General features: G+C 65.2%; 23 protein-coding genes and 1 tRNA gene. 16 read left to right on the top strand and 8 right to left on the bottom strand.

Translation table 11 applies throughout. From position 1 onward, the window contains the following. Positions 1–34: 34 nt before the first annotated feature. The 4 genes from GA0071312_RS15395 to GA0071312_RS15410 all read left to right on the top strand — a co-directional run bounded on the left by GA0071312_RS15395 (position 35) and on the right by GA0071312_RS15410 (position 2,538). Entirely contained in the window at positions 35–1,045 is a 1,011-nt protein-coding gene (locus tag GA0071312_RS15395; RefSeq protein ID WP_074446249.1) for a polyprenyl synthetase family protein, read from the top strand. Between the two features lie 361 nt (positions 1,046–1,406). Continuing rightward, positions 1,407–1,703 (top strand): hypothetical protein, encoded by a 297-nt coding sequence (locus GA0071312_RS15400; RefSeq protein ID WP_074445678.1) that lies wholly within the window; start codon positions 1,407–1,409, stop codon positions 1,701–1,703. 8 nt (positions 1,704–1,711) lie between these two features. Next, positions 1,712–2,335 carry a hypothetical protein gene (locus GA0071312_RS15405; RefSeq protein WP_131817832.1) on the top strand — a complete coding sequence of 208 codons (624 nt, stop codon included), beginning with the start codon at positions 1,712–1,714 and terminating at the stop codon, positions 2,333–2,335. A 116-nt stretch (positions 2,336–2,451) separates the two neighbouring features. Beyond that, positions 2,452–2,538 (top strand) — tRNA-Leu (locus tag GA0071312_RS15410). Between the two features lie 89 nt (positions 2,539–2,627). Here GA0071312_RS15410 and GA0071312_RS15415 read toward each other — a convergent pair. Further along, positions 2,628–3,773, bottom strand: a complete 1,146-nt coding sequence (locus GA0071312_RS15415; protein ID WP_074445680.1) for a branched-chain amino acid ABC transporter substrate-binding protein — start codon at positions 3,771–3,773, stop codon at positions 2,628–2,630. 87 nt (positions 3,774–3,860) lie between these two features. Here GA0071312_RS15415 and GA0071312_RS15420 point away from each other — a divergent pair, with 87 nt between their 5' ends. Together GA0071312_RS15420 and GA0071312_RS15425 are read left to right on the top strand one after the other, a co-directional pair. After that, entirely contained in the window at positions 3,861–4,556 is a 696-nt protein-coding gene (locus GA0071312_RS15420) for a glutathione S-transferase family protein (RefSeq protein WP_074445681.1), read from the top strand. Positions 4,557–4,627: 71 nt separating this feature from the next. Beyond that, positions 4,628–7,618 (top strand): bifunctional [glutamine synthetase] adenylyltransferase/[glutamine synthetase]-adenylyl-L-tyrosine phosphorylase, encoded by a 2,991-nt coding sequence (locus GA0071312_RS15425; RefSeq protein ID WP_074445682.1) that lies wholly within the window; start codon positions 4,628–4,630, stop codon positions 7,616–7,618. Here the strand turns inward: GA0071312_RS15425 and GA0071312_RS15430 are convergent. Beyond that, complete coding sequence (locus GA0071312_RS15430) at positions 7,591–8,196, bottom strand: TetR/AcrR family transcriptional regulator (protein ID WP_074446250.1); 606 nt, start codon at positions 8,194–8,196, stop codon at positions 7,591–7,593. The two genes, GA0071312_RS15425 and GA0071312_RS15430, sit on opposite strands and share 28 nt — an antisense overlap. A 154-nt stretch (positions 8,197–8,350) precedes the next feature. Between GA0071312_RS15430 and GA0071312_RS20130 the strand changes: the two genes are divergently transcribed. Genes GA0071312_RS20130 through GA0071312_RS15450 form a run of 4 tightly spaced genes read left to right on the top strand, consistent with a single transcriptional unit; the run spans position 8,351 to position 10,326 of the window. Further along, positions 8,351–8,584, top strand: coding sequence for a hypothetical protein (locus GA0071312_RS20130; RefSeq protein WP_074445683.1), 234 nt, complete (start codon positions 8,351–8,353; stop codon positions 8,582–8,584). Continuing rightward, complete coding sequence (locus tag GA0071312_RS15440) at positions 8,581–9,030, top strand: ABA4-like family protein (RefSeq protein ID WP_074445684.1); 450 nt, start codon at positions 8,581–8,583, stop codon at positions 9,028–9,030. The genes GA0071312_RS20130 and GA0071312_RS15440 overlap by 4 nt, the downstream gene beginning before the upstream one ends. A 3-nt stretch (positions 9,031–9,033) precedes the next feature. After that, complete coding sequence (locus GA0071312_RS15445) at positions 9,034–9,879, top strand: hypothetical protein (RefSeq protein ID WP_131817833.1); 846 nt, start codon at positions 9,034–9,036, stop codon at positions 9,877–9,879. A gap of 51 nt (positions 9,880–9,930) precedes the next feature. Beyond that, positions 9,931–10,326 carry a DUF2852 domain-containing protein gene (locus tag GA0071312_RS15450; protein WP_074446251.1) on the top strand — a complete coding sequence of 132 codons (396 nt, stop codon included), beginning with the start codon at positions 9,931–9,933 and terminating at the stop codon, positions 10,324–10,326. A gap of 3 nt (positions 10,327–10,329) precedes the next feature. Here the strand turns inward: GA0071312_RS15450 and ispG are convergent, their stop codons facing one another. The 3 genes from ispG to GA0071312_RS15465 all read right to left on the bottom strand — a co-directional run bounded on the left by ispG (position 10,330) and on the right by GA0071312_RS15465 (position 13,277). Next, positions 10,330–11,589, bottom strand: coding sequence for a flavodoxin-dependent (E)-4-hydroxy-3-methylbut-2-enyl-diphosphate synthase (ispG, locus tag GA0071312_RS15455; protein ID WP_074445686.1), 1,260 nt, complete (start codon positions 11,587–11,589; stop codon positions 10,330–10,332). A 64-nt stretch (positions 11,590–11,653) separates the two neighbouring features. After that, the gene (locus tag GA0071312_RS15460) at positions 11,654–12,241 is read right to left on the bottom strand and encodes a transcriptional repressor (RefSeq protein WP_238947246.1); all 588 of its coding nucleotides are present in this window, start codon (positions 12,239–12,241) and stop codon (positions 11,654–11,656) included. 52 nt (positions 12,242–12,293) lie between these two features. Beyond that, positions 12,294–13,277 carry a DUF3137 domain-containing protein gene (locus tag GA0071312_RS15465; RefSeq protein WP_165604057.1) on the bottom strand — a complete coding sequence of 328 codons (984 nt, stop codon included), beginning with the start codon at positions 13,275–13,277 and terminating at the stop codon, positions 12,294–12,296. Between the two features lie 87 nt (positions 13,278–13,364). Here GA0071312_RS15465 and GA0071312_RS19735 point away from each other — a divergent pair, with 87 nt between their 5' ends. The 4 genes from GA0071312_RS19735 to GA0071312_RS15485 are packed head-to-tail and all read left to right on the top strand — an operon-like array spanning position 13,365 to position 16,937. After that, positions 13,365–13,796, top strand: a complete 432-nt coding sequence (locus GA0071312_RS19735; RefSeq protein WP_074445688.1) for a cytidine deaminase — start codon at positions 13,365–13,367, stop codon at positions 13,794–13,796. Then, complete coding sequence (locus tag GA0071312_RS15475) at positions 13,793–14,635, top strand: purine-nucleoside phosphorylase (RefSeq protein WP_074445689.1); 843 nt, start codon at positions 13,793–13,795, stop codon at positions 14,633–14,635. Before GA0071312_RS19735 ends, GA0071312_RS15475 begins: the two co-directional genes overlap by 4 nt. Continuing rightward, positions 14,632–15,957, top strand: coding sequence for a thymidine phosphorylase (deoA, locus tag GA0071312_RS15480; protein WP_074445690.1), 1,326 nt, complete (start codon positions 14,632–14,634; stop codon positions 15,955–15,957). The genes GA0071312_RS15475 and deoA overlap by 4 nt, the downstream gene beginning before the upstream one ends. A 35-nt stretch (positions 15,958–15,992) precedes the next feature. Further along, positions 15,993–16,937 (top strand): 2-hydroxyacid dehydrogenase, encoded by a 945-nt coding sequence (locus GA0071312_RS15485; RefSeq protein WP_074445691.1) that lies wholly within the window; start codon positions 15,993–15,995, stop codon positions 16,935–16,937. Between the two features lie 93 nt (positions 16,938–17,030). On the opposite strand, the gene GA0071312_RS15490 is transcribed toward GA0071312_RS15485, so the two are convergent. Both GA0071312_RS15490 and GA0071312_RS15495 read right to left on the bottom strand, forming a co-directional pair. Continuing rightward, positions 17,031–18,158 (bottom strand): quinone-dependent dihydroorotate dehydrogenase, encoded by a 1,128-nt coding sequence (locus GA0071312_RS15490; RefSeq protein ID WP_074445692.1) that lies wholly within the window; start codon positions 18,156–18,158, stop codon positions 17,031–17,033. After that, positions 18,155–18,535: a DUF952 domain-containing protein gene (locus GA0071312_RS15495; RefSeq protein ID WP_074445693.1), complete on the bottom strand. Its 381-nt coding sequence runs from the start codon at positions 18,533–18,535 to the stop codon at positions 18,155–18,157. Before GA0071312_RS15495 ends, GA0071312_RS15490 begins: the two co-directional genes overlap by 4 nt. 272 nt (positions 18,536–18,807) lie before the next feature. Between GA0071312_RS15495 and GA0071312_RS15500 the strand changes: the two genes are divergently transcribed. Both GA0071312_RS15500 and GA0071312_RS15505 read left to right on the top strand, forming a co-directional pair. Beyond that, positions 18,808–19,437 (top strand): S24 family peptidase, encoded by a 630-nt coding sequence (locus GA0071312_RS15500; protein ID WP_074445694.1) that lies wholly within the window; start codon positions 18,808–18,810, stop codon positions 19,435–19,437. Between the two features lie 116 nt (positions 19,438–19,553). Next, entirely contained in the window at positions 19,554–20,246 is a 693-nt protein-coding gene (locus GA0071312_RS15505; protein WP_074445695.1) for a hypothetical protein, read from the top strand. A gap of 29 nt (positions 20,247–20,275) precedes the next feature. Here GA0071312_RS15505 and GA0071312_RS15510 read toward each other — a convergent pair whose 3' ends face one another. Continuing rightward, positions 20,276–20,941 carry a response regulator transcription factor gene (locus GA0071312_RS15510; RefSeq protein WP_074445696.1) on the bottom strand — a complete coding sequence of 222 codons (666 nt, stop codon included), beginning with the start codon at positions 20,939–20,941 and terminating at the stop codon, positions 20,276–20,278. Between the last annotated feature and the right edge of the window lie 260 nt (positions 20,942–21,201).

A 21,201-nucleotide genomic window follows, 5' to 3' on the forward strand; every position in this document is an offset into this window, starting at 1 on the left:
GGCAACCAAACCCGTCATGACAAGGATGGAGCGCGTGGGCGTCGTCGTACCTTTCGAAGACAAGGCCGAGCCCGGCATCGGGCGTCTCGTCGATCTGACCAGGGCTGATATGGAGCGTGTCAACGCGATGATCCTGTCGCGGACCGGCTCCGACGTCACCATGATCCCGGAAGTTGCCAACCATCTGATCTCGTCGGGCGGCAAGCGGCTGCGCCCGATGCTGACCCTGGCAACGGCCCAGCTGACGGGCTATGAGGGCGCCGGTCACGTCAAGCTCGCCGCTGCCGTCGAATTCATGCACACCGCAACCCTGCTGCACGACGATGTCGTCGATGAAAGCGACATGCGGCGTGGCAAGATCGCAGCGCGCATCCGCTGGGGCAACGAGGCGAGCGTGCTCGTCGGCGATTTCCTGCTCGGCCAGGCCTTCCGCATGATGGTCGAGGTGGGCAGCCTGCGCGCGCTGGAAATCCTCTCCGCCGCAGCCTGCCTGATCGCCGAGGGCGAGGTCATGCAGCTCGCTGCCGCCAAGAATACCGAGACCAACGAGGACGAGTATCTCGCCATCATCCGCGGCAAGACGGCGGAGCTCTTCGCCGCCGCCTGCGAGGTCGGCCCCGTCATCGCCGAACGCCCCAAGGCGGAGATCGCCGCCTGCCGCAGCTACGGCATGAATCTCGGCATCGCCTTCCAGCTCATTGACGACGCCCTCGATTACGGCGGAGCCTCGGCCAATCTGGGCAAGAATACCGGCGATGATTTCCGCGAGGGCAAGATCACCCTGCCGATCGTGCTCTCCTTCCGTCGCGGCAGCGACGAAGACCGCGCCTTCTTCCGCCGCACTCTCGAAGAGGGCGATATCCGCGACGGCGACCTCGAACACGCGGTCGCCATCATGAAGACATGCGGCGCTCTCGAAGACACGGTCGAACGCGCCCGCCATTACGGCGCCATGGCCCGCGACGCGCTCGCCATCTTCCCCCAGGGTCCGATGAAGGATGCGCTGGTCGAGACCGTCGATTTCTGCGTTTTGCGGGGGCATTGAGGGGGGGCGAGGTCGGATCACCCTCGCCGAAGCTGTCACGCGGGGCGTCCATGACATCATGACGTTTCGACAGAAACTGCGGATCCGCAGGTGGAACCGTCGCGAATGAAGCCAGCTCGGTTGGGTGGTGATCGTCGGCCTGCGCCCAGGCGGGGCTGCATCGTCTGTGTTCGCGCGTGTTGCACGCACCGCGAAAGGCTTTCCACGCGGTAAATCCTTGCGGCTGTCATCCAGAAGCGAAGCCCCATATTGCTGGCCGCCACATACGACTGGAAAACCTGGCAATCATATATTGCGCATTCGGCCGTGATGCACCACCTCGGTATCACGATCAGATTGACATTACGAGGATGTTCGTATAATGCAGAGATTAGGGTTTAGTGAGGCGAAGCGGCGGGTCATCGCCGCACTTGATGGCGGGCAATACCAAAATGCTGCACGCAATGAAATTGAAACCAAAAATCAGCTCCAGACGGGGCAGATTTCTGCACAAGCATTAAGTGCAGTTCTGCTTCGAAGCAAAGGCCAGCATCATTCTTCGTCACCGCATCACCAGGTGGCGGATATTGAAGTTCATGTGATCAAGATTGATGGCTGGTATATAAAATTCTTCTTTCTCAATGATCCTGAAACCGTATTTATCAGCGTACACAGATGAGAAGCATCATGAAAATTTACGAAGCAGGCGAGAAATCGCAAGCGATTTGCGAACACTGCAAATCCCTCGTCCCGACCACATTCAAATACCGTGACGTCCCTTTCGATGACGGGAGCGGGAACGTCAAGGATATTCTCGTCGCGGTCTGTGACAACTGCGACGCTGTCGTCGCCATACCGGCGCAATCGACACCGGCGATCAAGCGGGCGCGGGATAATGCGGAGATCACGCTCGAAGTTTCTGTCTCGGCGCGCGATCTGGCAGTGCTGGATTTTGTGGCATGGCGCATTGATGAGGCGGCGACGGCGCGGTTTCGCAAATCGCTGATCGCCCACTTCCTCAAGCGCCTCGAAGACGACCCGGAGGCGCCGCAAAGGCTCGCCGAAAAAAACAAACAGTTTGCTTCTGCGCGTAAAGGCCCGAACCGGGTGAATATCCCGCGCAAACGTCTCTCCTGCAAAATCTCCCCGGCAACTGATGCGCGGGTGGACCAGCTGATGCGAGCCTCCGGGCTCAGGAAGAGCGATTTCATGAAGGCCGTCATCGGCGAGATCGAGGACACGCTGGTGCGGCAGGAGGCACCCGCAGATCTGGCTCTGCTGCGCAATGTGGCCGCCGTGGTGAACGCCTGACCCACCGCTTCACCACCCCCCTCCCCCGATTTTTCCGCAATCGCCGCGAAAGCGCTTGTAGCCGTCAAATCGATCTGCTAGATGCTGCGCCGCGCCCCGGGAAAAGGGGCTGCGTTGCGGCCGTGGCGGAATCGGTAGACGCGCTAGCTTGAGGTGCTAGTCCTCGAAAGGGGGTGGAGGTTCAAATCCTCTCGGCCGCACCATCGAAACGGATCGGGGCTTGTTCGAAGCCGGATCCGATGCCCGGGAACCGGGCGCTCCCTTTCAGCGATAATCCCGCCCATTCGCACCCTCAGCGCGCGACGAGATTGCCCTCGAAATCGATGAAATCGCGCCCCGGCTCTGAGCGCCAGGCAAAAAGCCCGTATTCGCCCAGACTCGCATCGCCCTGTGCGTCGAAGGCGACGGGGCCGATCTCTGTCATCAGCATGGCACCGCTGCGCAGATATTGCGCGACGGCCTGTGCCTCCAGCTCCGGCACATGGTCGCGCGCTTCCTCCAGAACCCGCAGGGCGACGAAGCTCATCAGCGCGGTGCGACCGCCTTCGAGCCCCGTCGCATCGAGCGATTCCTGCAGGGGGCGGTCGTAGGAATCGCGCGGCAGCGCCGCCGTCATCAGCGCGCCTTCCGCAGCATCGCCCGCACGCTCGGTGAATTGCGGCGAGATCGCCCCCTCACCCGTGACGAAGGTCGCCTCCAGCCCCGCCTCGCGCATCTGGCGCAGGATGATTCCCGCTTCCTCCGCCATGCCACCGAAATAGAGCGCATCGATCTGCGCCTCCGCCAGGCTGCGGATCAGCGCGCCATAGTCTGATTCGCCTGGATCGATCCCGCTATAGAGCGCATCCTCAAGGCCGAGATCGTTCATCACCTGCCGCGTGCGGTCGGCGAGGCCCTTGCCGAAGGCGGATTTGTCATGCACGACGGCAACCCGGCGACCGGCATATTCCGTCGCCAGGTAGCGCCCCGAGACCTGGGCCTGGGCATCGTCGCGCGGGGCGAGCCGAAACAGGTTCCAGCCCCCATCCTGCGTCAGCAGCGGATCGGTCGCCGTCGGCGTCAGCATCAGGATATCCGCATCGGCATAACGCGGCGCCGCGATTGCGGAGGTGCCCGAGGTGAAATGCCCGATCACGGCGAAGATGCCGCGCCCGATCAGATCGTCTGTCACGGACTCCACGCGCGTCGGATCGGCCACATCGTCGGCGATAACGATCTCGACCTCCCGGCCACCGAGCCCGCCACGCGCATTGATCTGCTCGGCGGCATGCTCCACCCCCTCGATCATCTGCGCGCCATAAGGCGCGAGCGGCCCGGACATTGGCCCCGCCACGCCGATCAGCACCGGCTCGGCTCGCGCCGGTTTGGCGATCGCGGCAAGGGCAACCAGAGCGACACAGATGAAGGCCGGAAAGCGCAAGGCGGCGATACGCTCCATTTTCGGGCTCCCTTTCAACGTCCCGGGAGACTAGGCTCTGGCGGGCACGAGGCCAAGGCGGCATCGCGCGTAAAAACGGAATTGTCGATGTATCGCCTGCATTACGCCCCCGACAACGCCTCCCTCGCTGTGCGCCTGCTGCTCGAATCGCTCGGCTGCGCATACGAGACACGCCTCGTCGATCGCGCGGTGCGCGCGCATGAAGGCACGGCATACAGGGCGCTCAATCCGGCTGGCAAGATCCCGGCTCTGGAGACCCCGCGCGGCGTGATCTTCGAAACAGCCGCGATCCTGCTCTGGCTTGAGGAGACCCATACGGGCAACGCACCGCCCCCGGGGGCGCCCGGGCGCGGGGATTTCCTGAAATGGCTGTTCTTTGCCGCCAACACCCTGCATGCCGATCTGCGCCTCGTCTTCTACCCGCAGGACAGTGTCGGCGAGGACCACGCGCTGCAGGCCAACCTGCACGCGCATGTCACGAAGCGGCTTTGCCGGCACTACGCCATTCTCGACGAAGCTGCCGGGGCGGGGCATGGCTTCTTCAACGGCCCTGCTCCGACTGCGCCCGATTTCTATATCGCGTCATGCATGCGCTGGTCGGCGCTCTACGGGCCCGGCGGGACCGACTGGTTCTCGCCTGGCGCCTTTCCCAACCTGCATCGGCTCGCCCTGCGGCTGGAGGCCTTGCCGGCGGTGGAGCGCGCCGCCGCTGCCGAGGGGCTCGGGCCGGCACCGTTCTCGGCGCCGCAGCCCTGCAATCCGCCAGAGGGGAGTGCCGTGTGAGGGCGGCTTGTGGGGGTGTGTGAAATCGCGATAAGGCTGTCGAAAGCGCCATTCGAGAGGATCGGGCCGTAATGACGAGCGATGGCAAGAACAGCGCGAAGCATGCACCGCTCGCGCAGCAGATCACCACCACCATCCCGCTGCGCGATGCGAGAGCCGCGCGGGCACGCCTCGACGAGCTCGCACAAAACGCCCGCGAGGCGGATGATGCGAAGATTGCCGATGCGCTCGAAGCGCTCTTCGCAGAGAAACAAGTGGCCAATCTCGTCATGGCCCTGTTCGACCATTCCCCCTTCCTCTCCCGCCTCGCCTCACGCCCCGAGCGGCTGTTGCCGCTGTTGCGCGATGCGCCACAGGAGAGCCATGCCCGGATCGTCTCGGCCCAGCGCGATTTCTTCCGCACGCAGCACGACAGCGGCATCGATCTCGATGCGGCCGGCGAGGCCTTCCGCAAGGCACGCGCCGAGCACGCCCTGCTCGTCGCCCTCGCCGATATCGGCGGCGTCTGGGACGTCGACCAGGTCATCCTGGTGCTGTCGGAATTCGCCGATGCTTCCGTTTCCGGGGGCATCGACCTGCTTCTGACCGAGCTCGCCGGGCGCGGCAGGATCACGTTGGCGGATCCCGAAAATCCGGGCCCCGGCTCCGGCATCGTCGTGCTGGCGCTCGGCAAGCACGGTGCGGGTGAGCTGAATTATTCCTCCGATATCGATCTGGTGGTCTTCTACGACCCGCAGGCGCAATCCCTGCCTGATATCTACGAAGCGCCGAAACTGTATTCGCGCCTCGCGCAGGGCCTCGTGAAACTGCTCAGCGAACGGACCGGGCACGGCTATGTCCACCGTGTCGATTACCGGCTGCGTCCCGATCCCGGCTCGACGCCGGTGGCGATCGCCCTGCCCTCAGCCTACTCCTACTACGAAACCGTCGGCCAGAACTGGGAGCGCGCCGCCTTCATCAAGGCGCGCCCGATCGCCGGCGACCTGTCGCTCGGCGCGGATTTCCTGAAGGATCTCGCGCCCTTCATCTGGCGCAAGTATTTCGACTTCGCCGCCATCGCCGATGTCCATGCCATGAAGCGTCAGATCCAGGCGGTGCGCGGCCATGCCGAGATCGCAGTGGCCGGGCACGACATCAAGCTCGGGCGTGGCGGCATCCGCGAGGTCGAGTTCTTCGTCCAGACCCAGCAACTGGTCTTCGGCGGTCGGCGCCCCGATCTGCGCGGACGGCGCACCCTCGACATGCTCGACCGGCTGCATAAGGATAACTGGATCAGCGAGGAAGCGCGCACGGAGCTCGCGAGCGCCTATCGCTTCCTGCGCACCATCGAGCACCGCATCCAGATGGTCGCCGACGAGCAGACCCAGCGCCTGCCCGCAGACGAGAAAGCGCTGACGGATCTCGCGCAATTTGCCGGCTTCAAGACGCTGAAGGCCTTCTCCAAAGCACTCACCGACCATGCACGCAATGTGCAGAAGCACTACGCCCTGCTCTTCGAGGAAGGCCCCGAACTCGCCTCGGAGGCAGGCAGCCTGATCTTCACCGGCTCCGAAATCGATCCGGAGACGATCGCCACGCTGGAGCGGCTCGGCTTTCGCGATCCCGAACGCGCGGCGGAGACGGTGCGCGGCTGGCATTTCGGGCGCCGTTCCGCCATCACCAGCGCCCGCGCGCGCGAGGTTCTCACCGAACTCACCCCGGCGCTCCTCGCGGCGCTTGGCGGCACCGCCGATCCCGATGGCGCGCTGGCGCGGCTCGACGACGCCTTCGGCAAGATGCCGGCGGCGGTCGAGCTGATGATGATCCTCATCAACCATGACGAGTTGCTCACGCTCTTTGCCGATCTCCTCGGCACCGCGCCGCGTCTGGCCGAGACCGTGGCGCGGCGCCCGCATGTGCTCGATGCGGTGATCGACCCCGCCTTCACCGATCCCGTGGTGGATGAGCAAGCCATCGCCGAACAGGTGCGCGAGATCATCGGCAATCCACCCTCTTTCGAGGATTTTCTCGACCGCACCCGCGACGCCACGCGCCAGCTCAATTTCGTCGCGGGCGCGCGGATGCTCTCGGGCGTCTTCACCGCCGAGCGCGCCGGCGCGGCCCAGGCCGCCGTGGCCCAGGCCGTGATCCAGGCCTCGTTCGAGCGCGTGCGCGCGGCGTTCGAGGCGGATTACGGCACGATCCCCGGCGGGCGGGTCGCCATTCTCGGGCTCGGGCGGCTGGGCGCGCGTGATCTCACCGCCACTTCCGATCTCGATCTCGTCATCATTTATGATTTCGACCCCGACAACCGCGAGAGCGACGGGCGCAAATCGCTCGACGCCATCGCCTATCACCAGCGCCTGACGCAGCGTCTCGTCTCGGCACTGACCGCGCCGACCCGGCGCGGCGCGCTCTACGAGGTCGATCTGCGCCTGCGCCCGATGGGCGGCAAGGGACCAGTGGCGAGCCAGTTCCGCGGCTTTCGCCATTATCAGGAGAACGAAGCCGATCTGTGGGAGCATATGGCGCTCACCCGCGCCCGCGTCGTGGGAGGCGATGCCGATTTTGCGGCGCAGGTGGAGGACGTCATCGCGCAGATCATCGCCCTGCCCCGCGATTTCACGGAGGTGGCGCGCGAGGTCACCGCGATGCGCAAGCTGATCGCGCAGGAGAAGGGCGAGGATGATCCGTGGGATCTCAAGCTCGCGGCGGGCGGGCTCACGGATCTCGATTTTCTCACCCAGGCGCTGATCCTCGGCCACGCATCAGAGCACCCCGATCTGATCCACTGCCTGCCGGCCCTGGTGCTCCAGCGCGCCGGAGAGCTCGGCCTGATCAAGCCCGAGCACGCCACGGACCTGTCGAATGCCCAGAGCCTGCTCTCGCGCATCCTGCACTGGGAGCGCCTGACCATCGAGGGCCGTTTCGACCCCGAATCCGCCCCCGCCCCGATCCTGCGCCGCCTCGCGGCGGAAGCCGGCGTGCCCGATCTCGAGCGCCTCGAAAAAGAACTCGCCGACACCCGCAAGATGGTGCGCAAGCTGTTCCAGCATTATCTGGAAGGCGGATCGTCGACCTGACCGATCAGCGCCGGCATGACCGCTTCGATCGGCAAAGCGGGGCCGTTTTCATCGGCGCAGAGGAGACCGGTAAGGGCGAGCTGGCTGTAACCGTGGACGATGGCCCAGAGCAGGATTTCCGCGCGCCGCCTTGCATCTGGGGCGCCGTCATAGAGCGGCTCCAGCCCCTCGGCGATATCAGCGAGTACGCCGTAACTCTCCGCGCCGGCCTGTTGCAGATCGGGATCAGAGAATTCCGCGTCACGGGTGGAAAACATCAGCGTGAACAGATGCGGATGCGTGGTCGCGAAACGCACATAGCCCTGCATCGCGGCGAAGCGCCGGGCTTGGCGATCTGCATCGGGGGGCAGGCCCGCGCGCATGAAGGCGGCGTGGCGGCGAAAGCCCTCGGCGGCGATCGCCGTCTTCAATCCCCGCACCCCGTCGAAATGGCGTTGCGGCGCCGCATGGCTGACACCGACCCGCGCCGCGATCGCCCGCAATGACAGGCCCTCCGGCCCGACTTCTTCCAGCAGCGCGATTCCGGCATCCACGAGCGCCTGTTTGAGATCGCCGTGGTGGTAGGGTTTTTCGATCATGAATCGATTGTGGCCCGCGATGTTTCCGCCGTCAACTTTTTGCTTGACGCCAGGCCTGCCTTCAGGCACATAAGTTTCCATTGGAAACATTGGTGGATGATCCCGGCTCGCTGAAGGCCGTGACCCAGCGATGCCAGCGACAAGGGAGCATCTCATGCACGATGCGACACGCCGCAAGACCATACAATGGGCGCATATCCTGCTCGCCGCCTGCCTCGGCGGATTTCTCTACTCGCCGCTCAGCATGATTCCGGAGGCTCGTGCCGCCGTGCTCTACGGCGTTTTCCCGGTCATCGCCCTGACCGGGCTGATCCTCTGGCAATGGGGGCGGCTGAAGCGGCTCTTCGTCCGCCGCCGCAACCGGGCCGGCCAGGGAGGCTCATCATGACCTGGCAGATATCCTTTGAAACCCTGTTCACGCTTCTCAATGCCATGGCCATAAGCGGCTGGCTGATCCTGATCTGCGCACCGCGTGACTGGCGCATCCTCGGTCTCGTCCCGCGCTATGTCGTGCCGGGCGTGATCGCGCTGGTCTATACCGGACTGATCGCGGCGCATTTCGCCGGTGCGAGCGGTGGCTACGGTTCGCTCGCGTCGGTGCGTGCGCTGCTGTCATCCGATCCGATGCTGCTCGCCGGCTGGGCGCATTTTCTCGCCTTCGACCTTCTGATCGGCGTGCTCATCGCCGAGCGCATGGACCGCGCCGGCGTCAACCGCCTGCTCCAGATACCTGCGCTGATCGCGACTTTCCTGTTCGGCCCGGCGGGCTGGCTGCTCGGTCTCGCGACCGAAGCCGGCGCACGCTGGCGCGACCAATTGCCGAAGGATGTCTGAACCATGTCATACATGTCCTTCCCCCTGACGCGCCCCGGCGATATGCCGCGCACCGCGCAGCCCGCATGGCACGGGTCCGCAGGCGATACCATCGCCACGCTCGGCGCGCTGACCGGCCTCTCGTTCGTGACGCTGCTGATGACCCTCCCCGCCGCCGGCTTCGATGACCGGATGCTCTACGGGGCGACCATCTGGGCCAAGCCTGCGAAGTTTGCGGCCTCGTTTGCGCTCTTCTTCGCGACACTCTTCCTCGTCGCGGCGCGGCTCTCCGACAGTGTGCTGCACGCACGCACTATCCGCATCACCCTCGCCGTGCTCGTCACCGCCTTTCTCTACGAGATGGGCTACATCTCGCTGCAGGCCGCGCGGGGCGTCTCCTCCCATTTCAATTTCAGCAGCATCGCGTCGGAAATCGCCTTCATGCTGATGGGGATCGGTGCGGTCGCGCTGATGATCTGCGCCGGCGTGATCGGAGTGATTGCCGCGCGTGACCGGGAGGCGCGCCTTTCCCCCGGCCTGCGCAGCGGCGTGCTTCACGGCTTCGTCTGGGCTGCGGCCCTGACGATCCTCGTCGGCGGGAGTATTTCGCTGACGGGTGGCCCGGTGATCAGGACGCCCGACACGGATGCGAGCGTGCCGCTTCTCGGCTGGTCCCTCGCGGCGGGTGACCAGCGGGTGGCGCATTTCCTCGCCCTGCACGCGATGCAGGCCGGCCCGCTTCTCGGCCTTGCCGCCGATCGCCTCGGCTGGTGCGAAAAGCGGGTACGACAGGGCATGCTCGGCTATGCGGCGCTGACGCTGATCGTCTGGATCCAGGCGCTCGCCGGATATCCGCTTATCCCCGCATGATCCGATTCGATTTCAAACGTGACCCTGGCTCAGGAACGAAAGGAGGAAACCGTGACTCTCAATGATTTCTCACCCGCCAGAATCGAAGCCTGGTTGGACGACCATGGACGCGGCGCCTGGATCGCGGCGATCGTCCTCGGCTTCATCGCCTTCTGGCCACTCGGCCTCGCCCTGCTTCTGTGGATGCTCTGGCGTGGCAAGGCGGGGAGCAGGAGCGGTGGTTGCCGCAGCCGCTCACGCAAGGCAAGCACCTTCAACAATGCGGCCTTCGACAACGCCGCCTTCGCCGCCCACCACGAGGAAACCCTGCGCCGCCTCGACGAGGATGCCAGGGCTTTCGAGGACCATCTGCGCGCGCAGGCGGCAGAGCGCGACCGCGAAGCATTCGAGGCGTTCATGCGATCGCGCAGCCGCGTGACGCCCCCAGCAAGCGGGTCGCCGCGCTGAGCGTCACTCCGCCGCGTCGCGACCGCTGCCGTAGCGCTTCTCGATATAGTCGACCACGAGCTCTTTGAATTCGTTGGCGATCTGCGGCCCGCGCAGGGTCACCGCCTTCTTGCCGTCAATGAAGACCGGGGCGGCGGGCTGTTCGCCGGTGCCGGGGAGCGAGATGCCGATATCGGCGTGTTTGGATTCGCCGGGCCCGTTCACGATGCAGCCCATCACCGCCACGTTGAGCTCCTCGACACCCGGATGCGTCTCGCGCCAGCCGGGCATGGAGGTGTTGATCCAGTTCTGGATATCGCGGGCGAGTTCCTGGAAGACCGTCGAGGTGGTGCGCCCGCAACCGGGACAGGCGGCGACGAGCGGGACGAAGGTGCGAAAGCCCATGGTCTGCAAGAGCTCTTGCGCGGCCTTCACCTCCAGCGTGCGGTCGCCGCCGGGCTCGGGCGTCAGCGAGAAGCGGATCGTATCGCCGATCCCGTCCTGCAGGAGGATGCCGAGGGCGGCGGAAGAGGCGACGATGCCCTTCGAGCCCATACCGGCCTCGGTCAGGCCCAGATGGATGGCATAATCCGAGCGCCGTGCCACCTCACGATAGATCGCGATCAGATCCTGCACGCCCGAGACCTTGGCCGAGAGGATGATGCGGTTGCGCGGCAGGCCGATCTCCTCGGCGCGCTCCGCCGAGAGCAGCGCCGATTGCACCATCGCCTCGCGGGTGATGGCGCGCGCATCGAGCGGGTGCGCGCTCCGGGCGTTCTCGTCCATCAGATGCGTGAGCAATTCCTGATCGAGCGAACCCCAATTGGCGCCGATGCGCACCGCCTTGTCGTTTCGAATCGCCTGCTCGACGATCATCCCGAACTGCTTGTCCTTCTTGTCCTTGAAACCGACATTGCCCGGATTGATCCGGTACTTCGCCAAGGCCTCGGCACAAGCCGGGTGATCCTTCAGGAGCTGGTGGCCGATATAATGGAAATCGCCGACGAGCGGCACATTGATGCCCAGGCGCTCCAGCCGCTCGCGGACCTTCGGCACGGCAGCAGCCGATTCATCCCGGTCGACGGTGATACGCACGATTTCCGAGCCGGCATTGGCAAGCGCCGCTACCTGCGCCACGGTGGCATCGACATCCGCCGTATCGGTGTTGGTCATGGATTGGACGACGATTGGCGCCCCGCCACCGACCATGACATGGCCGACGGGTACGCCGACACTGCGTTGGCGTGGCGCCGGACCGGCGGTGGAGGCTTCGATATCGGACATGTTGCTTCCGGAAATACGCTGAGCAATGAACCCAGTGAGTAAGTGATGCGATCAGACCCGCGCGTCAAGCATCGCCGTGCTTTTCGCTGCAATGTCCGCACAGGCCGGAAATCTCGAGCACCGGATGACGCGGCTTGAACTGCTCGGCTTGGAGCATCTGCACCAGCGCCCGCGACAGGGGCGGTGCGCAGCGCTCGTCGACGCCACCGCATGCGTCGCAGATCAGGAAAGCGACGAGATCCTCCGGGCCGTGGCCGTGCGGGCAGGCGATGAAGGCGTTGCGGCTGGCAAGGCGATGCACGAACCCCTGCGCGATCAGAAAGTCGAGGGCGCGATAGATCGTGATCGGCGCGAGCGTCTTGCCCTCCTGCGGGCCGAGAATGTCGATGATTTCATAAGCGCCGACAGGCTTGTGCGTGTCATAGAGCGCCCCGAGCACGGCACGCCGCATCGGGGTGAGGCGCTGCCGGCGCTCCCGGCAGATCGCCTCCGCGCGCGCCAGCGCCTCGCCGGCTTCCGCAGCCCGCTCGCGCGCATGGCGGCAGAGTGCGCCGTCATGACCGTGTTCATGGTCATGATGGTCATGGCTGTGGCCATGATCCGACAGGCTCTCGACCATTTTGCCTCCAAGGCTGAGATCGCGTGTGATCATGAATGTAACAATATACCAGATTCCGCGCGAGCACCAGAACAGGCGCGCCGTTTCAGTACCCGTGCAGCCGGTCGATCAGGCGTTGCAGCCGGGTCATGTCTGCGAAAATGTCGTGGATCGCCGCTTCGAGATCGATCTCGCTGCGCAGGATCGAGGGCATGGCCAGCAGATCCTGGCGGCGCGGAATCGCCATATAGAACCAGTCCCCGTCGAACACGGCGGTGAGCGGCGCATCGCGGCCCTGGCCGCCGATCTCGTCATCGATGGCGATCAGCGCGCGGGCGAGCCCAGGCGTGATGGTGGCGCGGGCCAGATCGGCATCGGCGCTATAGACCGCGAATCGCTCCTCGAATGCCGCATCGTCGAACATCACGCGTTCCCGGTGGCGCCGATGGCCGAGCGTCAGCGCCTCGGCGACGCGGTTGAGCATCCCGCCGTAATCACGCGCGACATGGATCATGGGCGAGACGGGATAGGGCGCGCGCACCTTCACGAGGAGCCCCTTGAAGACGGTTCGCCGGCTGCTGTTCCGCCCGCGCGTCACCTGCTCGAGATGGGCCTGCGCGACCTCGAAGGGCGTGCCGCGGCGACTGCCGCTCACGTGATGTTCGATATCGGCGCGGTTGTGTCCGCCGACGAGATTGCGTGTGCGAAACACCTCGGCGAATTTCGGATCGCGGGCGCTTGCGCTGTAATCGAGATTGCCGATGAAGCCGGTGATCTCGGGCATCACGATGGCGAACATCCGGTCGCGCCAGCCGCGCGCACGACGCCGCACCAGCATGTAGCCGGCAAGGCCGACCATCGCTTCGCCTAAGACGAGGCGGCCGAGGTAATCTTCGCCGAAATAGTCCCAGGTCAGGAAACCGGCGAAGAGTGCCAGCGCGATCAGGGCCGCCAGTTCGAGCAGCGTTCGCCGCACGACCGCTTTGCGCTGCCGCTGCAACGTGTCGAGACGCGGGCGCAGCCGCGTCCGGTAGACTTCCGCGAAGCCACGCTCCAGCTCGTGGATCTCCATGAAATCGCGCTTTGACAAACTTGGATCTCCGCTATCAACGGAAATGATCGTGACACGGATATCTTGCACTTCCGTTTCCCGGGTCATTGCACGCATACTGGGACCATGACCGAATCCGATCGCAAGACACCAATCGATGCCCTGTTCGACGCCGCCGGCTCCGTGCGCGAGCGCGCACATGCGCCCTATTCGCGCTTCCGCGTCGGCGCCGCCGTGATCGACGAGACCGGCGCGCTTCATACCGGCTGCAATGTCGAGAATGCTGCTTATCCCGAAGGTATCTGCGCCGAAGCGGCGGCGATCGCGGCGATGGTGGCCTCCGGCGGCAGACGGATCCGCGCCATCGCCGTGATCGGCTCCGGCGCGGCCATGACGACGCCCTGTGGCGGTTGCCGACAGCGCATCCGCGAATTCGCCGATGCCGATACCCGCATCCATTTGCACGATCCGGCGACGGATTCACGCCACAGCCTCTCACTGGAAGAATTGCTGCCGCTCGCCTTCGGCCCTGCCAATCTCAAGGACGAGATCCGATGAGCGAGGACTACGACGCCGCCATCGCCGCAGCGCGCGCGGCGCTCATGCGGGCGGATTTTCCGCGCGATCATGCCTGCGCCATCGTGCTCGGGACCGGGCTCGGTGACCTCGTCGATGATCTGGAAGACCCGATCGGCCTCGATTACACCGCGATCCCGCATTTTCCGCAAAGCGCAGTGAGCGGCCATGCCGGACGGCTCGTCTCGGGAATGCTCGCCGGGCGGCGGGTGCTGCTGATGCAGGGGCGCAAGCATTATTACGAAACCGGCGATGCCAGGGCGATGCGGGTGCCGATCGGCCTCCTCGCAGCGCTCGGGGCCCCGCCGCTCGTTCTGACGAACGCCGCCGGCTCCACCCGCGCGGAAATCCCGCCCGGAACGCTGGCCGTGATCACCGATCACATCGCCTTTTCCGGGCTCAACCCGCTGATCGGCGAGACGGATGAGCGGCGCTTCGTGCCGATGTCGCAGGCCTACGATCCCGGTCTCGCGGCCTTGCTCGAAGACGCGGCGCGCGCGACCGGGGTGACGCTGGCGCGCGGGGTTTACATGTGGTTTTCCGGGCCGAGCTTCGAGACGCCGGCGGAGATCCGCATGGCGCAGGTGATGGGCGCCGATTTCGTCGGCATGTCCACCGTACCGGAGGTGATCCTCGCCCGTTACTACGGGCTGCGCGTGGCTGGCATTTCGACCATTACCAACATGGCGGCGGGGCTTTCGCCGATCGCGCCGGCGCATGATGAGACCAAACGCGTTGCGGCGCAGGCGAGCGGGGATCTGCGGGCGCTGCTGGCCAGCTTCGTCGCATCGCTCCCCGCACGATCGGGGGAAGGTCGATGAGCGAAGCGGATTTTCTCCCGCAGGAAACCATCCGGGCGCTGCGTGACGGGCGCGAGCCACAGCCCGAGGATATCGCGCGCTTCATCGCGGGGCTGACGGATGGGCGTGTTGGCGAGGGCCAGGCTGCGGCTTTCGCCATGGCGGTCTTCTTCCGGGGTCTGTCGCGGGAAGGCCGCGTGGCGCTCACGCGCGCCATGACCGAATCGGGCCGGGTGCTGGCCTGGGATCTGCCCGGGCCCGTCCTCGACAAGCATTCCACCGGCGGCGTGGGCGATTGCATCAGCCTCGCACTCGCGCCGGCGGTGGCGGCCTGCGGCGGATACGTGCCGATGATCTCCGGGCGCGGCCTTGGCCATACCGGCGGCACCCTCGACAAGCTCGATTCGATCCCCGGCTATGTCTCCCAGCCCGGGCTCGACGCCTTCCGCAAGACGGTGCGCGAGGCCGGCTGCGCCATTATCGGCCAGACGGCGGATCTGGCCCCGGCGGACCGGCGCCTCTACGCCATCCGCGACGTCACCGCCACGGTCGAATCGATCGATCTGATCACCGCTTCGATCCTCTCCAAGAAGCTCGCAGCGGGGCTCGACGGGCTGGTCATGGACGTCAAGACCGGCTCCGGCGCCTTCATGCCCGATCTCGCCGGAGCGCGGGCGCTCGCACAAAGCATCGTCAATGTGGCCGAGGGTGCCGGGCTTCCGACGCGGGCGCTGATCACCGACATGAACGAACCGCTTGCCCCCGTCGCCGGCAATGCGCGCGAAGTGGCCTTCATCATCGCCTATCTGAAGGGCGCGCATGCTGATTCGCGTTTTCATACGGTGAATTGCGCGCTCGGCGGCGCCATGCTCGCGCTCGGCGGCCTCGCCAGCGACACATCCGAGGGCGAGGCGATGATCGCGCGGGCGATCGCCTCGGGCGCAGCAGCCGAGCGTTTCGCGCGCATGGTCGCAGCACTCGGCGGCCCCGCCGATCTGGTCGAGCATCCCGAAACGCACCTCACGGCTGCACCCGTGATGCGCGACGTCACGGCGCCGCGCGCGGGCTACATCGCGCGCATCGCCACCCGCGAGATCGGCCTCGCCGTGGTCGCGCTCGGCGGCGGGCGGGTGCAGCCGGGGGATGAAATCGATCACCGGGTTGGCGTCGATGCGCTTGCGGGATGCGGCGCGAAGGTCGATGCTGGCACCATACTGGCGCGCGTGCATGCGCGTGACGAGGAAACGGCGCGTGCCGCCTGCGCGCGTATCCTCGCCGCCTTCACGATCGCCGATATGCAACCCGGCCCCGCAGCACTCGTCGCCGATCGTATCGGCGGCTGAGCGGCGTGAGGCCCCGTCGAAGAGGATGAACGCCCGTGACCTTGCTCGTCGCACTTTCGGGATGGGATGCCCAGACCTGGGTCGATCGTTTCGCCGCGCTTCTGCCCGACCGTAATGTCGTCGCCCTCGGCGAGCCCTTCGACCGGCGCGAGGTGCATTACGCGGTGACCTGGAAGCACCCGCCCGGCTCGCTGGCCGGCCTGCCCAATCTTGCCGCGATCTTCTCCCTCGGCGCCGGCGTTGATCACCTGATGGGCGATGACCGCCTGCCGGACGTGCCGATCGTGCGTGTGGTCGATGAGGATCTCACCGGGCGGATGAGCGAATATGTTGTGATGCATGCCCTGATGCATCTGCGCCAGCAGCCGCGCTACATGGCGCAGCAGCGCCGCGGCGTCTGGGAGGATGACCGCTCCCAGCCCGCCGCCCACGAGGTCCGCGTCGGCGTGATGGGTCTCGGCGTGCTCGGCATCGATGCCGCACGCAAGCTCAGGATGATGGGTTTCGACGTGGCTGGCTGGTCGCGCTCGCCCAAGGATATCGACGATTTCCCGACATTTGCCGGCGAAGCCGGGCTCGATGCCTTTCTGGGGCGCACCGACATTCTCGTGGTGCTGTTGCCGCTGACCGATGCGACGCAGGGCATTCTCGATTACGAACTCCTCTCGAAGCTTCCCCGCGACGGGCGGCTCGGCGGCCCGGTCGTGATCAATGCCGGACGCGGCGGGCTGCAGAACGAGCCCGATATCCTGCGCGCCCTTGATGACGGCAAGCTCAAAGCCGCGAGCCTTGATGTCTTCGTCGAGGAGCCGCTGCCGCCGGATTCGCCCTTGTGGAAGCGCGAGGAAATCCTCATCACCCCCCACAACGCCGCACTCAGCGCCCCCGACGCCATCGCCGCCCAGATCGCCGACCAGATCAGGAAGGTGGAATCAGGCGGCACCCTGCGCAACCTGGTCGATCGCGCCCGGGGGTATTGAGCGGGGGCCAGCGCGCCTTCATGGGGGTCGCAGTATCCCCTCTCATCATGGGCGTACAGACCGGGGACATGGTGACCGGTCGGAGGGTTGTTCTCACGCAGATCGATCTGCGCCGGCAGCAGCGAGGGCGGCCCGGGGATCCCGGGCGCTGTCGGCCACATCACGTCCGATCAGGTCGGTGAGCCCCGCTGCCCCCGTGCGCTCCAGATGATCGCAGATACCCTGCTTGATGGCGCCGACGAGCCCCGGCCCCTTATAGACCAAGGCGGAATAGAGCTGCAGCAGGCTCGCGCCGGCGCGCAGCTTGGCGATTGCCGCCTGTGGCGAATCGATGCCGCCCACGCCGATCAGCGGAACGCGCCCCTCGACGCGCAGCGCCGTCTGCGCCAGCACCCGGGTCGAGCGCAGGAAGAGCGGGCGCCCGGAGAGGCCGCCAGCCTCGCCCGCCATGGCTTTCTCCGTCAAGCCTGCAGGGCGGGCAATGGTGGTGTTGGAAACGATCATGCCATCGATGCCGCGCGCGCAAACGGTCGCGACGAGCCCGTCGAGCGCGGCTTCGTCCATGTCCGGAGCAATCTTGATCAGCAGTGCCGTGCGGCTGCCGATCGCGGCATCGGCCTCATCGCGCGCAGCGGTGCAGCGGGCGAGCAACTCGTCGAGGAAGGCCTCGCCCTGGAGATCGCGCAGGCCGGGGGTGTTGGGGGAGGAGATGTTAATGGTGAGAAACTGCGCGAGCCCGCACAGACGCGTCACCAGCATCACGTAATCGGCGATACGGTCGCGCGATTCCTTGTTGGCGCCGAGATTGACGCCGACGATTCCCGGGCGTCCGCGCCGCCGGCGCAGGCGTCCGGATATGGCGGCGAGGCCGTCGCTGTTGAGGCCGAAGCGGTTGATGATTGCCCCGTCGCGCGTCAGCCGAAAGACCCGCGGGCGCGGATTGCCCGGCTGCGGCAGGGGGGTGACGCCGCCGCATTCGATGAAGCCGAAACCGAGCCCGAGCAACTGGTCGGGCACGTCGCATTGCTTGTCGTATCCGGCAGCCAGGCCGAGAGGATTGGGGAAATCAAGGCCGAAGGCGGTCATCCCGAGACGCCGATCGTCGGGCGTCGGCCTGCGCGGCGGCAGCAGCGACAGCGCACGAATCGAGGCATGATGGGCAGTTTCCGGGTCGAGGGCATGGAGCGCCGGACGGGCGAGTGAAAACAGCGCCCCGATCACGCAACGCCCTCCGGAAAGACATGCCGGCCCTGCGCATCGAGGGGCAGCGGCATGACCGCGCGCACGGCGCTGAGCGGAAGGGGCCCGTAAAGGTGCGGGAACAGATCGCCGCCGCGCGACGGCTCGTATTTCAAGGCCGGTCCGAGCGCCGGGCCGTTCACAGCGATCAGCAGGAGATCGCTCTGGCCGGAGAAGTGTCTGGCCGCCGTTTCGCGCAGCTGCGAGGCCGTGGAAAAATGGATGAACCCGTCGGCAAGATCCACCGGAGCGCCGTCGAAGCGCCCGGACGCTTCGGCCTGCTCCCACATCGTGCGCGGGGCGATCTTCCAGACGAGGTCGGGATCGCGCGGATCGGGGGTGCCATCCTGCCGGTTCATGCCTGTCTCCGATCGTCGCTGCGCGGGTCGTCGCTCGGGATCAGGCTTATAGGCAGCCCCGTCGATGCATGCAAGCCTCGGCAGCATGACGGAGGCTGGTCGCCGGCTGGTGGGGAAAATTGTCTCCATGGCGCGTGAAAAATCTTGGCGACGCGCGGAAAGCGTTTGCGCAGGGATATGCGCTTTGCTATATTTCCTAATATAAGGTGATATTCGTAAATCTTTACGCCTCCTTCGTGGGGTGATTGGTCCTCCAGCGCCGGAGCAGGTTCATGTTGACCCACACCCAGATCTGGGCGGCGATCGACCGCCTGGCAGAAGCAAACGGGATGTCTGCTTCCGGGCTCGCCCGCAGGGCCGGGCTCGACGCGACGAGCTTCAACAAATCGAAGCGTGTCGCCTCCGACGGACGCGAGCGCTGGCCTTCGAGCGAATCGATCGCCAAGATTCTGGCCGCCACCGGCACGGATCTGCGCGGTTTCGTCGATCTCGTGGAGCCGTCTGCGCCACCACCGCGCATGGCGGTTCCGCTTGTCGGCTGGGCGCAGGCAGGTTCGGGCGGGCTGTTCACCGAAGACGGGATGCCCGCCGGTTCCGGCTGGGAGGAAATCGCCTTTCCGGATGCCGGCCCCGACAAGCTCTTCGCCGTCGAGGTATCCGGCGATTCCATGGAGCCGCTTTATCGCGACGGTGACATTCTGATCGTCTCTCCCGATGCAGGTATACGTCGTGGGGACAGGGTTGTGGTGCGATTGCATAACGGTGAGGTTATGGCAAAGGAGCTGGAGAGGCAGACTCTCCGCAATGTGGAACTGAGATCACTCAATTCTGCGCATCCCAGCCGCACGATTCCAGTCGCAGATATCTCCTGGATTGCGCGAATTATGTGGGTGAGGCAATAATTTACCATTAATGCATGATTATAAATTATAGTTCATGAAGTTCTATTATTTTTGTTTGACTCATTCGGGGTCCTCGGCGATTGTACGGACATTCGGATTGCCCAAGAGGACGAGCCATGATCGACGCGAAAACGAATAATTCGGGTAAATTGCCGGCCACGGGCGATGCAGTCGCCGACAGCCCCAGCCTCGCAACCTTCATTGCCGCGCTGACCGATTGTTTCGACATCCCGGCCGAGCAACTGGAGCAAACCTTGCTCTGCTGCTCTGCCGAGAAGCTCGCAACCTTCATCGCCGGCAATCACGACAGCGCCGTGAAGCTGCGCAAGCTGCTTCAGCTCGATCCTGCCCGGATCGATGCCGCCGAGCTCGCCGTCGCGCTGTCGCAGCCTGCGGGGCACGTCTGCCGCGCGGTGTTCGAGACCCTCGACCGGATGGCACGCATCGCGATCGACCCGGAAACGGTGCTCGTGACGCGTATGCGCCATACCAAACAGTGTATTCTCGCGGCCTGGCACCGCGCCATCGATCTCGTCGCCCCCGCCGGATATATCGCGCAGGAAGAGGCCTATGATCTCGGCATCGGTTCGCAGGTCTATGCCGCCATGGCGGCGCGCTACGGCAAGACCGATATCGAAGCCCTGAGCCATGGCGAGTTTCTTGCGCTGGCCCCGCGGCTGATCGAATTCTGGCCCGTGAGCGAGGATGGTCTGAAGGCTCTGACCGACATGCTCTATGAGCTCGAGGACGTGATCGAGCTGCATAGCGATGCCAGGTTCACGGCCATGATGCGTGATGCTGCGGAGTGAGCGCGCAGGCGGCGCTCACATCCGTGAGGTCAGGCGGCGCTAGCCGAATCCGGAGCCGCACCGACCTTCGCGGCGGTGATCACCGCCTGGGTGCGGCTGTCGACCCCAAGCTTTTGCAAGATCGCGGAGACATGCGCCTTCACCGTCGCCTCGGACACGTTGAGTTCATAGGCGATCTGCTTGTTCAGGAGGCCCTCCGACAGCATCATCAGCACACGCACCTGCTGCGGGGTGAGGCTGGCGAGGCGCCGGGCGATGGCATCGACCGCATCATCCTGACCGGTCTCCGGCAGATCGGGATCGACCCAGGTCCCGCCGGCCAGAATGGCGGCAACCGCCTCGGCGATGCGTGCGCTATCGGCTGATTTCGGAATGAAGCCGACCGCGCCGAACGACATGGCGCGGCGGACATTGGCCGCATCCTCACTGGCCGATACGATCGCGACAGGTATCGCGGGATGCTGCGCCCGCAGATAGATCAGGCCGGAAAAGCCCTGAGCCCCTGGCATGGCAAGATCGAGCAGGATCAGGTCAGCCGCATCATCTTCGCGCAGTGCCCTTATCAGGTCATCAAGATCACCGGCTTCGCGTATCCGCGCCCCCGGCATGGCGAGCGCGAGTGCCTGACACAGCGCGCCCCGAAACAGCGGATGATCATCCGCTATGATGATGGTCGTTTCGCCATCCAAAGCCATTATCCCCCCGGATAAAAACTGTTCTTTTGCTCTGATCCCGCATTCTCTGCCTTTTTTTGTGAAATGCAACTTTGGTGTGAGAAGCAATTATATTGCAATGCAGCAATCATCGGCTGTTGCAGCCTACAGCCAAGTACAGATCGTTAACTTCCGCTCGGAATAATACCGCCTCTTCGTGGTTTCTCCGGGAATGATGCTTTGGCTGATCATGCTTCCATCTGTCGCGCCTGCCGCGACGGCAATGCCTTCGAAACGCCTTT

Origin of the sequence: Saliniramus fredricksonii (genome assembly GCF_900094735.1) — a bacterium.
Classification (GTDB): domain Bacteria; phylum Pseudomonadota; class Alphaproteobacteria; order Rhizobiales; family Beijerinckiaceae; genus Saliniramus; species Saliniramus fredricksonii.